The organism is Paenibacillus sp. FSL K6-1122 (assembly GCF_037977015.1).
GTDB lineage: Bacteria > Bacillota > Bacilli > Paenibacillales > Paenibacillaceae > Paenibacillus > Paenibacillus amylolyticus.
Genome location: NZ_CP150272.1, coordinates 126,632 through 140,417 on the forward strand (window position 1 = coordinate 126,632; position 13,786 = coordinate 140,417).

A 13,786-nucleotide genomic window follows, 5' to 3' on the forward strand; every position below is an offset into this window, starting at 1 on the left:
TATTATGGAGTTGTCTCTTTGGCAAAGAGGATATTCCTGTGGGTTTGATGTCACTTCACGTTTAATATGTGGACATATTGTTGCTGCTCTCCGCATTTGCGTCACATCCGTACATAAAAACTTGCTTTTTAACGCTAAATAGGTTTTACTTAGGTTTGTTAATGGATATGTTATACGTAACAGTCCAGTTCGTAGGGGTTAAAAAGTGAATTTTGTGTGAGAGGAAGTGTCTGCAGTGAGTACCTCGCTCAATTTGAAAATTGATAAAGAAAAGGTAAAAGAGATCCCTTTGGTGGACCTTGCCTTTATGGTGCTGAAAGCGGCTAATACGCCGTATTACTATCGTGACTTAATGAATGAGGTAGCGAAGCAGCGCGGAATGACTGATGAAGAAATCAACGAGTTTATCGCCCAGCTATATACCGAGATTAATATCGATGGCCGTTTTGCTTGCGTCGGTACAAGTCTGTGGGGCTTAAAGCGCTGGTATCCGGTAGCTGGAACAGAAGATTCCATGACGGGTGCGAAGCGTCCGCGTATCATCAACGATGAAGACGATGATCTGGAAGATGAAGACTTCGGTGAAGAAGAAGACAGCTATAGCAGCGATGAAGGCTTCGACAGCACGGATAAAGAGGAAGAAGAAGACGAAGAAGAGGAAGAAGAAGACGACATCTTTGACGAAGAAGACAGCGAAGAAGAAGTGCTGGTTGAAGATGACGATCTGGAAGATGAAGACCTCGAAGAAGACGAAGAAGAGTCCGAAAACGAGGATGAATTTGACGACGATTCTGATAATCGGTAGTCATTTTTGACGTCTATAATTTACCCGTTTCCCCGGAATAGTCAGCCTTGACAGCAGACGGGGTAACGGGTAAACTATTGCATGGGCTTATGAATGAGCGACAATATATTTATGTTTTTTATAGAAGGTGCCCCGTCCTGCGGGAGTACTTTTTTTTGTATTTTTAGAGGCATAATTTTGCAAAAATGATTTTTTTCCGTATGCTCCCGGCCAACATTTCGTGGCCCGTTTTTGTATATCAAAAACACCAAATGGAATGAAGGCCATCGGAATATTTGCACCATTTTTTGCTGTAGAACAACGTGTATTTAAACCGTCTTCGCAGAAAGAGCAGTTCGCAGATGCAGGGAATTTCTGCCATTGCTCTTTTTAACGATGATTACCTGGGAAACAGGTTACGATAACACCATATATCGCCTGAATTTCTGTACTTATATTAGGAGGGTAATAACAGTGACAAAGTATATTTTCGTGACGGGCGGAGTTGTGTCCTCCCTGGGCAAAGGGATTACGGCTGCTTCTCTGGGCAGATTGCTGAAAAACAGAGGGCTTAAGGTAACGATCCAGAAATTTGATCCATATATTAACATCGACCCGGGAACAATGAGTCCTTATCAGCACGGCGAGGTTTTTGTAACGGATGATGGCGCGGAAACGGATCTGGACCTTGGCCACTATGAACGTTTTATTGATATCAATCTCTCCAAAAACAGCAACGTCACGACTGGTAAAGTATACTCTTCCGTCATCAGCAAAGAGCGGCGCGGGGAATATCTGGGCGGAACGGTACAAGTTATTCCACACATTACGAACGAGATCAAAGAGCGTGTATTCCGCGCTGGACGTGAAGCGGGTTCGGATGTGGTTATTACGGAAATTGGTGGAACAGTGGGCGACATTGAGAGTTTGCCTTTCCTGGAAGCTATCCGTCAGATCAAGAGTGATGTAGGTCGCGACAATGTGATGTACATCCACGTAACACTTATTCCTTATATCAAAGCAGCTGGTGAAGTGAAAACAAAACCAACGCAACATAGTGTTAAGGAATTACGCAGCATCGGTATTCAACCGAATGTGATTGTATGCCGTACGGAGTATGAATTGTCTAAAGACATGAAAGCCAAGATCGCTCTCTTCTGCGACATTGATGAGAATGCCGTGGTTGAATGTCGTGATGCAGACACGTTGTATCAAGTACCTTTGAACCTGCGTGAAGAAGGCTTGGATGAGATCGTGGTAAATCACCTGAAACTGACTACTCCTGCACCGGATATGAGCGAGTGGGAAGGGCTGGTTGACCGGATCAACAAGTTGGAGCATACAGTTGAGATCGCTATTGTTGGTAAATATGTAGCGTTGCATGATGCATACCTGAGTGTTGTTGAGTCGTTGTCTCATGCAGGATTTGCATCCAATGCTGATGTGAAAATCCGCTGGGTTCCTTCTGAAGATATTACGGATGAGAATGTAGGCGACCTGTTACATGGTATTGGGGGTATCCTTGTTCCTGGTGGATTCGGAGATCGTGGTATTGAAGGTAAAGTATCGGCAATCCGTTATGCTCGTGAGAAACAAATTCCGTTCTTCGGTATTTGCCTGGGTATGCAGGTTTCCGTTATTGAGTATGCACGTTCCATTGTTGGTTTGAATGGTGCGAACAGTTCCGAGATTAATCCGGCTACGGAATTCCCTGTGATCGACCTGTTGCCTGAGCAAAAAGATATTGAGAATCTGGGTGGCACGATGCGTCTGGGTCTGTATCCTTGTAAGCTTCAGGAAGGTTCTTTGGCGATGGCTTGTTATGATGACGAGCTGGTGTATGAGAGACACCGTCACCGGTATGAGTTCAACAATGAATACCGTGAAACGATCGAAAAAGCAGGACTGGTTATCTCGGGTACATCCCCGGATGGACGTCTGGTTGAGATCGTGGAACTTCCAGGACACCCATGGTTCCTGGCGGTACAATTCCATCCGGAATTCACTTCCCGTCCGAACCGTCCGCAACCTTTGTTCCGTGATTTTGTAAAAGCTTCTCTGGTGAATGCGCAGAAGTAATAAATTTTTTTGTGTTAACGTAATAGATATTAGGGATGTTCCTGGCAACCATAGCGGCTGCCTGAACATCCCTTTTTTTGCGTAAAGAGCAGGTGGGAATGCTTTTTTGTCATTTTGTGAAGGTAGCAGGATTTTAATGGAAGAGGTAGAATACTTATCATGACGACTATGGGATAGTTATCCAGATTCGAAGGTGTGCATGCTTTCCTAATTCTAGGAGGTTACAGAGTGGAAGATAAAAAAGTTTTGATTGTTGATGACCAGAATGGTATTCGAATCCTGTTAATGGAAGTGTTCAGCAGTGAGGGGTATAACACGTTTCAAGCACCCAACGGCAAGGTTGCTCTGGAGATTGTGAATAATGACAAGCCTGACCTGGTATTGCTCGATATGAAGATTCCTGGGATGGACGGTCTGGAAATCCTGAAGCATATTAAAGAAATTGATCCGGGTATCAAGGTGATCATGATGACCGCTTATGGTGAACTGGACATGATTAAGGAAGCCACGGATCTCGGAGCGCTCATGCACTTTACGAAACCGTTTGATATCGACGAGATGCGAGTGGCTGTGAATATGCAACTTCGCAACGGTACCGCCAATAAATGCAGCTGAATCCTGTTGATACAGGATTTTTTTGCGTGTGGAGAACATAGAAGGTACTTGGTGGGAAAATGAGGTATTTCACTCCTTCATCCGGGGAATATTGGAAATGGGGAAGTTATAAAGCGGTGTCTATGAAAACTGTGCTGCAAAGCACAGCATTTTTGCAAATGCTTGTTTAGTATTTGACATGGGATGTGGTATAATAAGCCCGTATGTGATTTCGGCTAAAAACCATAGACACAACCCAAACCCCTAGGAGGATTGAAACCATGCCATTAGTATCTATGACAGACATGTTGAACAAAGCACTTGAAGGAAAATATGCAGTTGGTCAATACAACATCAATAACCTTGAGTGGACTCAAGCGATTCTTGGTGCTGCTGAAGAAGAGAAATCCCCAGTAATCTTGGGTGTATCCGAAGGCGCAGCACGTCACATTGGTGGCTTCTACACTGTAGTTAAAATGGTAGAAGGACTTATCCACGACATGAAAATCACTGTTCCAGTTGCAATTCACCTGGACCACGGTTCAAGCTTCGACAAGTGTAAAGAAGCGATCGACGCTGGATTCACATCCGTAATGATCGACGGTTCCCACCACTCTATCGATGAGAACATCGAAATGACTAAAAAAGTTGTTGAATATGCACACGCTAAAGGCGTTTCTGTAGAAGCTGAAGTAGGTACTGTAGGCGGACAAGAAGACGACGTTATTGGCGGTATCATGTACGCTGACCTGAACGAGTGTATCCGTATCGTTAAAGAAACAGGTATCGATACATTGGCACCAGCTCTTGGTTCCGTACACGGTCCTTACCATGGCGAGCCTAACCTGGGCTTCAAAGAAATGGAAGAAGTTCGTGACGCGGTACAAGTTCCACTCGTATTGCACGGTGGTACAGGTATTCCTAAACACGACATCGACAAAGCCATTTCCCTGGGTACGTCCAAAATCAACGTAAACACAGAGAACCAAATTGCTTTTGCAAGAGTGGTTCGTGAAGTGCTTGCAGCTAAACCAGACGCTTACGATCCACGTACATTCATCGTACCAGGCCGTGAAGCAATTAAAGAAACCGTTAAAGGTAAAATCCGCGAGTTTGGTTCTAACAACAAAGCGTAATTTATCTTTACCAGTTCCATACTGTGAAATGGAAAAACACCGCCTAGCCGGTGTCTTTCCATTTTCACACCTTATTTCTACATCGGAAGCCAACAGCACGTATTGCCGTTCATCGGCTGCAAAACACGTAGGGGGACATTAAGCTTTATGGAAAAATTGATGATTAGTGGCGGACGTCCGTTACAGGGAACTGTAACTATAAGCGGCGCCAAGAACAGCGCCATTGCGCTTATTCCTGCAGCATTGCTTGCCGAGTCAGAAGTCGTGTTGGACAACCTGCCGCTTTTGAGTGACGTGGCGGTTTATGCAGAAATTTTGGAGGAACTCGGAGCACACGTGACTTGGGAAGGCAGTCAGATGAAGATTGACCCTTCTGACATCAAATCCATTCCTATGCCGAATGGTCCCGTGAAGAAGCTTCGTGCTTCGTATTATATGATGGGTGCATTGCTAGGGCGTTTCAAAGAAGCGACCATAGGTTTACCAGGGGGCTGTAATTTTGAGCCTCGTCCAATTGATCAACATATCAAAGGGTTTGAAGCGCTTGGCGCAACCGTAACAAACGAACATGGCTCCATCCATTTGCATGCCAAAGAGCTGCGGGGAGCAAAAATCTATCTTGATGTAAGCAGTGTCGGCGCAACCATTAATATCATGCTGGCGGCTACTCGTGCCAAAGGCTCTACAATTATCGAAAACGCGGCTAAAGAGCCTGAGATTATAGATGTAGCAACACTTCTGAATTCCATGGGTGCCAGCATCAAGGGTGCAGGTACCGAAACGATCCGTATTGAAGGGGTCTCGGAGCTTAAAGGCTGCCGTCATTCCATCATTCCGGACCGTATCCAAGCAGGTACGTATATGATCGCTGCAGCGGCGACGCGCGGAGATGTTCTGATTGACAATGTGATTCCCAAACATCTGGAAGCTTTAACGGCAAAGCTGCTAGAAATGGGTGTTGGCATTGAGGAATTGGATGAAAGTATACGTGTCATTGGTAAACCAAGCTATAACCATGTGGACGTGAAGGCACTTGTATATCCTGGTTTCCCAACGGATCTACAGTCACCAATGACCAGTGTTTTGACACAGGCAACCGGTGTGAGCGTCCTGAGCGACTTTGTATACAGTAATCGATTCAAGCATGTGCCTGAGTTAGTGCGGATGGGTGCAAAGATTCGAGTAGAAGGACGGTCAGCGATTATTGAAGGCAGTGCATTAAACGCGGCCAAAGTAAAAGCATCCGATCTTCGCGCTGGAGCAGCGCTGGTGATTGCAGGTCTCACCGTCAGTGAAGGTGTGACTGAAGTAACGGGGGTCGAATATATCGACCGCGGTTATGATCATCTGGTGACTAATCTGCGCCTGCTCGGTGCAGATGTATGGCGGGAAACTGATTAATAGGAAGCATTATGCATGATTCAGTCCTACACATGTTTATTTTAACTGAACTGCATATCTTTTTGATGATTAGGTAAACCTGTTTTAATAGAGTTCTCAGTCTCTCCGGCATAAGACGAAATGTTTCTGTTTCCTTTACCGGAGGGTCTTTTTTTGAAATAAACTTCATATGGCTGTAAGAACATCATTTCTCATCCCCAACCCCCGGTTTTGTTTGAACTGCGCTCCATAGCCGGTCTATCCGGATTGATCGCCTCAATGCATCGTTCACTCAATAGCGGATCTTGCCGAATGTTGGCCATCCCACCCGGAAACTTACACTCAAAGACAAGTATTTGCATTATAACGGTTACATTCCGTACAATGGACAGAAGGGATTGTGGCAGACGCCACTCTCTATAGCCGGAACATCTAGCGAAACTATCCATTTCACACGGACTTATTAATTGAATAGGTGGTTATTATATGGATCTACAAATTTCCGATTTGGAAGAAATGAAACTAACGGACCTCTACAAACTGGCCAAAAAATATCAGATACCTTACTATGGTACGTTAAAAAAGAAAGAATTAATCTTTGCTATACTACGTGCACAAGCTGAACAGAGTGGCCTGATGTTCATGCAAGGCGTACTCGAGATTTTACCTGAAGGTTACGGATTCTTAAGACCTATCAACTACTTGCCAAGTACGGAAGACATCTACATCTCAGCTTCTCAGATTCGCAAGTTTGACCTAAGAACAGGTGACCTCGTATCTGGTAAGTGTAGAACGCCTAAGGAAAACGAGAGATACTTCGGTTTGTTGCAAGTCAACGCTGTAAATGGTGAGAATCCATCGGCGGCTGCAGAGCGACTTCACTTCCCGGCACTAACCCCACTGTATCCGCAGAAAAAACTGGTTCTCGAAACATCCCCCAACCATTTGTCCACACGCATTATGGATGTGCTCGCCCCGGTAGGATTGGGACAGCGCGGATTGATCGTAGCACCTCCCAAAGCGGGTAAAACGCTTCTCCTCAAAGAAATTGCCAACAGCATCTCAACTAACAATCCTGAAATTGAACTGTTTGTCCTGTTGATTGATGAACGTCCAGAGGAAGTAACGGATATGTCGCGTTCGGTAAAAGGGGAAGTTGTGGCTTCGACATTTGATGAACTGCCTGAGAATCATATCAAGGTGGCGGAATTGGTGCTTGAGCGTGCGCTTCGTCTGGTTGAGGCCAAAAAAGATGTTGTTATCCTGCTGGATAGCATTACACGTCTTGCCCGTGCATATAACCTGGTTATTCCCCCATCCGGTCGTACGCTTAGTGGTGGTATTGACCCAGCTGCATTCCATCGTCCGAAACGTTTCTTTGGTTCTGCTCGGAATGTGGAAGAAGGCGGAAGCCTGACTATCTTGGCAACGGCATTAATTGATACTGGTTCACGTATGGATGACGTCATTTATGAAGAGTTTAAGGGTACAGGTAACATGGAGCTCCATCTGGACCGTCGTCTGGCAGAACGCCGCATATTCCCGGCGATCGACATTCGTCGTTCGGGTACACGTCGTGAAGAAGTGTTGCTTAGCAAGGAAGAGTTGGATACAATCTGGGCAATTCGTAAAAACATGAATGATTCCCATGACTTTGTTGAAGGATTCCTGAAAAAACTTCGTAACAGCAAGACAAATGCAGAGTTTTTGGCGGCATTTGATTCGGCTGGTAACAGCCCGACAAGCAATTCGGGTACAACAACAACTCGTCGCTCACCTAGACAGACAGCAACGTCAGGTACATCGACGTAAGTGTCGTTCGACTAATCACTTTCTTTTTGCAGCATTGCTGTGAATGTTACAATACACTCGTCGTTAGGTTTAACCCATTAGATGTGAGGAGAACATCATGTATTTAGTATACGCAGATGAAAAAGGTAATGTATTTGATCATCCTTCCCTGTACGGGCTTGCCCGCAGTGGAGATATGATCGTGGAGATTATGGAGGATGAGTTGATTCCTCTGCCAGAAGGTGCAACGTTGGTTGGACTCCCGAGTACCCGGCCCATTGGTATGGACCCGGACACCGGTGAGATGCTGCCGATGCCATCAGACACACAGGCTGTAGGTGCATTGCTTCCACAGGGATTCACTCGTTTGTGTCTCCCTGGTTATGTGAAGACGGATAAAGAGTATAAATTGCCGTTATTCGGCTATTCCGCAGTAGTCTGGAAAGATGGCGGTTTCTATGTCACCGCTTCGAAGTCGGATAGTCCTGAAAAATGGAATCCACTCAACTGTGATCGTGACGATGTGCGTTCCGGGGTCAAACGATTGACGGAGCAATACCCCGAGAACCGTCTTTACACCCATCTATCCAACTGTGCGCTTGGATATGAATGTCTAACTTCATCAAACACGTTCCTGAATCGTTGGGAAGGTGGAGTGCCGGTATCCTATTCTTGCAATGCGGGCTGTTTCGGGTGTATCTCCGAGCAACCGGATGATAGCGGCTTTGTTTCCCCGCAGACACGTATGAACTTCCGACCACGTGTGGATGAGATTGTGGAGGTTATGCTGGAACACCTGAAGACGCCGGAGTCCATCATTAGTTTTGGACAAGGTTGTGAAGGGGAGCCTTCCACGCAGGCCAAGCTGATTATTGAAGCGATTCGCGAAGTGCGTTCCGTAACGGACATGGGGTATATCAACATTAATACCAATGCCGGTCTGAATGATCACATTAGAGGTATTGTAGATGCTGGATTGGATCTGATGCGCGTAAGTACAATTAGTGCACTGGATGACCATTATAACGCTTACTATAAACCACGTGGTTATACCTTAGTCAATGTTGAGAAGTCGATGAAATACGCAGCGCAGCAGGGTGTATACACGTCCATTAACTATCTGATCTTCCCAGGCGTAACAGATCGTGAAGAAGAGATTGAGGCGATGATTGAGTTTGCAAGAAGAACCGATCTACGCTTGATTCAGATGCGTAATCTCAATATTGATCCAGAGAGCTATCTGGAATTAATTCCTCCTGCTCAAGGTGATATCTTGGGCATGAAGCAGATGATTGAGATCTTTGAAGACGAGTTGCCTGGTGTTGTGATTGGATCGTATACTCATGTTCCACCCGCTGGAATGGCACGTCCAAAACGGTTGATTACCTCTTAACAATAATGGATTGCAACAGGCGCAAGGTCGTGTTATAATCTCAGGGTTGTGCCATTTACTCTGGGTCCGCTTGAGGCTCAGGGCGGAAAGAGGTGAAAGGTAATGAAAGAAGCAATTCATCCTAATTACACGATTGGTCAAGTATCTTGCGCTTGCGGGAATACTTTTGAGACAGGTTCGGTTAAAGACGGACTTCGTGTAGAGATTTGCTCCGCGTGCCACCCGTTCTTCACAGGTAAACAGAAGTTTATCGATGCTGGCGGCCGTGTTGATCGTTTCAAAAAGAAATACGGAATCTAATTGGACAATTCTTGGAGTTGTCTGCTAATTGCATCCAACACACCCCTGCTGATCTGGCAGGGGTTTTTATATGTTATATGTTAAGCATAATCGCATTCACGTTCCTCTGGTTGCAATTTGGATAACCTTACGTTATACTATTTCTTACCGTGCTAGATGGGGAGGTAGCGGTGCCCTGTAACTCGCAATCCGCTATAGCGAGGTTGAATTCCTGCTAGAGGTTTTGCCGATGTGAGGTTTGGTCCCTAAACGTGGTGTTGACGGTTGGGTCCTCCGCAATGAGTACTCATGAACCTGGTCAGGTCCGGAAGGAAGCAGCCATAAGTGAGATCACTCTTGTGCCGGAGGGTTGCCTAGCCCGAGCTATTGTTCAGGGGTGCCACTTGGATCGCAAATATCGATAGCAGGTGCACGGCTTACCTTTTAAATGTAGAGACCTTTGCAGTTGTATGTATGCAGAGGTCTTTTTGATATGTCTTAATAAACCACGCATGAATGAGTCAGATAAAGTTTGGATTCACCCTGGAATATAGTATAATAGGGGAACGACAAAGGACTCGAATGCGAAGTGGAAGGAAGGTAACGCATCATGGAGCATATCGCGTTATACCGGGCTTGGCGTCCCCAGTCGTTTCAAGATATGGTGGGGCAACAGCATATTATTCAGACCTTGCAGAACGCGATTCGTGAACAGCGGACTTCCCATGCCTACTTATTTAGCGGGCCCAGAGGAACGGGAAAGACAAGTGCCGCCAAGATTTTGGCCAAAGCTGTGAACTGCGAACGTGGGCCTGCGCCTGAACCTTGTAACGAGTGTGAAGCTTGCCGCAGAATTACGACTGGCGCTGTGATGGATGTGCAAGAGATTGATGCTGCATCCAATCGGGGCGTTGAGGAAATACGTGATCTTCGGGAAAAGGTTAAATATGCGCCAACCGAAGTCCGGCAGAAAGTCTATATTATTGATGAAGTGCACATGCTGACAACGGAGGCATTCAATGCTTTGCTCAAAACATTGGAAGAGCCACCACCACATGTGATGTTTATTTTGGCAACAACGGAACCGCACCGCCTTCCGGCTACCATTATATCGCGCTGTCAGCGATTTGATTTTCGTCGGGTGTCCCTGGAAGAGCAGACAGCGAGACTTACACTGATCTGTGAACAGGAAGGCATGGAAGCTGACCAGGATGCGCTCCAATACATTGCCCGTTTATCGGACGGTGGAATGAGGGATGCACTTAGTGTGCTGGATCAGATCTCTTCATTTACGGATGGACGAGTAACGTACCAGCAGGTTATGGACATGACGGGTGGAATTGCTTCAGAGCAATTTGCCAAACTGGCTGCTTCGCTGCTCAAAGGTGATGTTGGTCATATTTTGCAGATGATTGAAGGTTTCATGCATGAAGGAAAGAGTGCAGACAAGTGCATGGAGAATTTACTGTATTATTTCCGTGATTTGCTTATGATTAAGATGGTACCTGATGCAGATAAACTGACGGACCGGGTACTTAATCCGGAGTCTTTCCGTGATATGGCGGAGTCATTCACCAAGGAACAACTGTTCCACATGATTGACACCCTTAATCGGTACCAGAGTGAAATGAAATATGCAGTACAACCACAGACATTATTTGAAGTTGCATTGCTTAAACTGTGTAGTATTCCAGCTCAAGGTGAGGCTTCTGTTCAGGTGGGAGCTTCAGCTCATGCAGCACCTGCTGATGGGGGAGAGATCAACCGCTTGAAGCAGCAGCTTGCTGAGTTGGAGAAGAAGTTGGATCGTGCACTGAAAAGTGGTTTGTCTGGTGGAGAAGGTTCATCGAGTGCTCCATCTCGCCCGGCAACAAGAGCGCCGGTATCGAGAGGCAATTCACCTGCGAAGCTTCCTGCACAGTTGGATCAGTATGTTGCGCGCAAGGGAGCCCCTGAGTTCGCAGAGATCAGCAAAAAATGGAGTCAGATCCTGCAACGAGTGAAGGAAGAGCGGGTTACCGTTCACGCCTGGTTTGTGGATGGTGAGCCGGTATCATTGCTTGAAGACAATGTGTTGGTTGCTTTTAAAAACAATATTCACCGTGAAACGACGGAGAAGCAGGCTAACCGCGAAGTCATTGAGCGGGTGTTGTCGGAACATCTTGGGCGTTCGGCACGATTGGTGACGATGATGCTCAAAGATTGGACCGGAGCAATGGAGGGAGCTTCTGAAGCGCCAAAGGAGGACTTTAAGCTTGAACCTGAGCATGAAGACGGCGGTTCAGGCAACAAACAGCCTTGGATTGATGAAGCCATCCAGCTCTTTGGTGAGGATCTTGTAGTGATCAAAGAATAATGCGCATAGCGCGATAACCATAACAAAGGAGATGAACAATTATGAACAACATGAACCAAATGATGAAACAAGTGAAGAAAATGCAGGAGCAAATGCTGAAAGCACAAGAGGAACTGGCGGACAAAACAGTCCAAGGTACTTCTGGTGGCGGTGTAGTGACGGCTGAAGTTAACGGACACAAGAAATTGCTTGCTATCACGATCAAACCTGAAGCGGTAGATCCGGAAGATGTTGAAATGTTGCAGGATCTCGTTATGACAGCTGTTAATGATGCTATGGCCAAAGCCGATGAGATTGCCAACAAGGATATGGGCAAGTTCACAGGCGGCATGAATATTCCGGGATTATTTTAATTAAAAAATTGATCCTGTCAAAGGAGACACAATCGATTGTATTATCCCGAACCAATAGCCAAGCTGATTGATGCCTTCACCCGGTTGCCGGGTGTGGGTCCCAAGACGGCAGCGCGTTTAGCTTTTCATGTGCTTAACATGAAGGAAGATGACGTTATCGATTTTGCCAAAGCGCTCGTTAGTGTGAAGCGTAATCTTCATTACTGTTCTGTATGTTGTAATATTACTGATACGGACCCATGTCGCATCTGTCAGGATAAGTCCAGGGATGTATCTGTTATCTGTGTAGTTCAGGATTCGAAAGATCTGGTGGCCATGGAGCGCACCAAGGAATTCGATGGGTACTATCATGTGTTACAGGGCGCGATTTCACCTATGGAGGGAATTGGCCCAGACGATATTCGTTTGAAGGAACTCCTGGTTCGATTAAGTGATGAACGTATAAAAGAGATCATCTTGGCAACGAACCCCAACATTGAGGGTGAGGCTACAGCGATGTATATCTCCCGGTTGGTGCGTCCGTTTGAGATCAGTGTGACTCGTATTGCGCATGGATTGCCTGTAGGTGGCGATCTTGAGTATGCGGATGAAGTGACCCTTTCCAAAGCGTTGGAAGGTCGCAGGGAGATGCGTTAGTGTGATCGATTTGTATTACGCAGCGGACTTCCTTGGAAACTTCGGATGCTAAATAAGTTTCGATATGCAAAGAGAGCCTTAGGGCTCTCTTTTTTTATGGAAAAAATGAATGTCCGAGTTCTAAGTTTGTCCTTTCCCTGATAAGTATGAGAATATGCTGTGCTGATCAGGAGGGGGAGAGATTATGTTTTTGTGGCGAAACACACGGAACTCGGTAGAGAAACACAACAGAATGTTGAAGGAACTTGAGGCGGATCAGATCTATGCAGATATTCAGATGGCTAAGCAGGAATGGGAACGGGCTATGAGACAGTTTGAAGATGCACAGGGACAGGATGAGATTGATTATGCTATTTATGTATTGGAGGCAGCTGAGCGGAAGTACCAGATCCACTTGAGAAGAGCAAAGCGAGCCAGAGCTAATGATGATGTTACATCACAGCGAGGGGTTAGTATGTAGAGTCACGTTTACATTAAACACGGAGGTGAAACATATGAAGAGTATTATACTGGGAAGTGTATTGGTTATATCGTTACTGGGGCTTATCGTTATTTTATTCAGAAAGCGGATAGGGTTATCGTTTTTCACGTCATTTGGAATTCATCTGGTGCTGGCTGCAGTAGGGATATATATCGTGAATTATTCCGGCTGGATTACAGGGACCTACATCCCGCTGAACCCTGCAACGATAGGGACGGTAACTGTTTTGGGATTGCCAGGTGTGGGGCTATTATTAGGGTTGAAAATTTCTTTGTTCGGATAGTTGACTCGCAGGATATTTATATGGTACATTATATCTCGTTGCTTTGCTTGCTTGGTTAGATGCTTTAGATGAAATGAAGGAGTTCATTGCGAACTTCGAAAAATAATTTCAAAAAAACACTTGACCAAAACAAACGAAGTATGATATATTATAAAAGTCGCCGCTGAGAGAAAATGGTGACGAAAAAACGAGTTTGATCTTTGAAAACTGAACAACGAGTGAGTAAACATTCTGCTTGCAG

13 protein-coding genes and 1 other RNA gene are annotated in these 13,786 nt (G+C 45.7%); all 14 read left to right on the forward strand.

Annotated elements, in window-relative coordinates; all coding sequences use genetic code 11:
- The first annotated feature begins 235 nt into the window (after nt 1–235).
- The 14 genes from rpoE to NSQ20_RS00660 all read left to right on the forward strand — a co-directional run bounded on the left by rpoE (nt 236) and on the right by NSQ20_RS00660 (nt 13,545).
- Nucleotides 236–805, forward strand: coding sequence for a DNA-directed RNA polymerase subunit delta (rpoE, locus tag NSQ20_RS00595; RefSeq protein ID WP_036607268.1), 570 nt, complete (start codon nt 236–238; stop codon nt 803–805).
- Between the two features lie 453 nt (nt 806–1,258).
- Nucleotides 1,259–2,863, forward strand: coding sequence for a CTP synthase (locus tag NSQ20_RS00600; protein WP_036607266.1), 1,605 nt, complete (start codon nt 1,259–1,261; stop codon nt 2,861–2,863).
- Nucleotides 2,864–3,091: 228 nt separating this feature from the next.
- The gene (locus tag NSQ20_RS00605; RefSeq protein WP_017691292.1) at nt 3,092–3,478 is read left to right on the forward strand and encodes a response regulator; all 387 of its coding nucleotides are present in this window, start codon (nt 3,092–3,094) and stop codon (nt 3,476–3,478) included.
- A gap of 260 nt (nt 3,479–3,738) precedes the next feature.
- A complete protein-coding gene (fba, locus tag NSQ20_RS00610; protein WP_036607263.1) occupies nt 3,739–4,593 on the forward strand; it encodes a class II fructose-1,6-bisphosphate aldolase in 855 nt (284 codons plus the stop codon).
- Between the two features lie 147 nt (nt 4,594–4,740).
- The gene (locus NSQ20_RS00615; RefSeq protein WP_036607261.1) at nt 4,741–5,994 is read left to right on the forward strand and encodes a UDP-N-acetylglucosamine 1-carboxyvinyltransferase; all 1,254 of its coding nucleotides are present in this window, start codon (nt 4,741–4,743) and stop codon (nt 5,992–5,994) included.
- Between the two features lie 465 nt (nt 5,995–6,459).
- Nucleotides 6,460–7,785: a transcription termination factor Rho gene (gene rho / locus NSQ20_RS00620; protein WP_036607258.1), complete on the forward strand. Its 1,326-nt coding sequence runs from the start codon at nt 6,460–6,462 to the stop codon at nt 7,783–7,785.
- 97 nt (nt 7,786–7,882) lie between these two features.
- Complete coding sequence (locus tag NSQ20_RS00625; protein WP_340031592.1) at nt 7,883–9,157, forward strand: radical SAM protein; 1,275 nt, start codon at nt 7,883–7,885, stop codon at nt 9,155–9,157.
- Between the two features lie 102 nt (nt 9,158–9,259).
- Nucleotides 9,260–9,457 (forward strand): 50S ribosomal protein L31, encoded by a 198-nt coding sequence (rpmE, locus tag NSQ20_RS00630; protein WP_036607255.1) that lies wholly within the window; start codon nt 9,260–9,262, stop codon nt 9,455–9,457.
- A gap of 147 nt (nt 9,458–9,604) precedes the next feature.
- An RNA gene (gene ffs, locus NSQ20_RS00635) (signal recognition particle sRNA large type) lies at nt 9,605–9,872 on the forward strand.
- A gap of 174 nt (nt 9,873–10,046) precedes the next feature.
- Entirely contained in the window at nt 10,047–11,792 is a 1,746-nt protein-coding gene (gene dnaX, locus NSQ20_RS00640; RefSeq protein ID WP_036607251.1) for a DNA polymerase III subunit gamma/tau, read from the forward strand.
- Between the two features lie 41 nt (nt 11,793–11,833).
- Nucleotides 11,834–12,145, forward strand: coding sequence for a YbaB/EbfC family nucleoid-associated protein (locus NSQ20_RS00645; RefSeq protein WP_036607248.1), 312 nt, complete (start codon nt 11,834–11,836; stop codon nt 12,143–12,145).
- A gap of 36 nt (nt 12,146–12,181) precedes the next feature.
- On the forward strand, nt 12,182–12,781 hold the full coding sequence (gene recR, locus NSQ20_RS00650) for a recombination mediator RecR (RefSeq protein ID WP_036607246.1): 600 nt from the start codon (nt 12,182–12,184) through the stop codon (nt 12,779–12,781).
- A gap of 184 nt (nt 12,782–12,965) precedes the next feature.
- On the forward strand, nt 12,966–13,241 hold the full coding sequence (locus tag NSQ20_RS00655) for a DUF2508 family protein (RefSeq protein ID WP_036607244.1): 276 nt from the start codon (nt 12,966–12,968) through the stop codon (nt 13,239–13,241).
- 34 nt (nt 13,242–13,275) lie between these two features.
- The gene (locus NSQ20_RS00660) at nt 13,276–13,545 is read left to right on the forward strand and encodes a pro-sigmaK processing inhibitor BofA family protein (RefSeq protein ID WP_036607241.1); all 270 of its coding nucleotides are present in this window, start codon (nt 13,276–13,278) and stop codon (nt 13,543–13,545) included.
- Nucleotides 13,546–13,786 lie beyond the last annotated feature (241 nt).

Coding starts and splice junctions, on each gene's coding strand:
- fba (WP_036607263.1), top strand. CDS start 3,739: ATGCCATTAGTATCTATGACAGACATGTTGAACAAAGCACTTGAAGGA.
- NSQ20_RS00615 (WP_036607261.1), top strand. CDS start 4,741: ATGGAAAAATTGATGATTAGTGGCGGACGTCCGTTACAGGGAACTGTA.
- rho (WP_036607258.1), top strand. CDS start 6,460: ATGGATCTACAAATTTCCGATTTGGAAGAAATGAAACTAACGGACCTC.
- NSQ20_RS00625 (WP_340031592.1), top strand. CDS start 7,883: ATGTATTTAGTATACGCAGATGAAAAAGGTAATGTATTTGATCATCCT.
- rpmE (WP_036607255.1), top strand. CDS start 9,260: ATGAAAGAAGCAATTCATCCTAATTACACGATTGGTCAAGTATCTTGC.
- dnaX (WP_036607251.1), top strand. CDS start 10,047: ATGGAGCATATCGCGTTATACCGGGCTTGGCGTCCCCAGTCGTTTCAA.
- NSQ20_RS00645 (WP_036607248.1), top strand. CDS start 11,834: ATGAACAACATGAACCAAATGATGAAACAAGTGAAGAAAATGCAGGAG.
- NSQ20_RS00655 (WP_036607244.1), top strand. CDS start 12,966: ATGTTTTTGTGGCGAAACACACGGAACTCGGTAGAGAAACACAACAGA.
- NSQ20_RS00660 (WP_036607241.1), top strand. CDS start 13,276: ATGAAGAGTATTATACTGGGAAGTGTATTGGTTATATCGTTACTGGGG.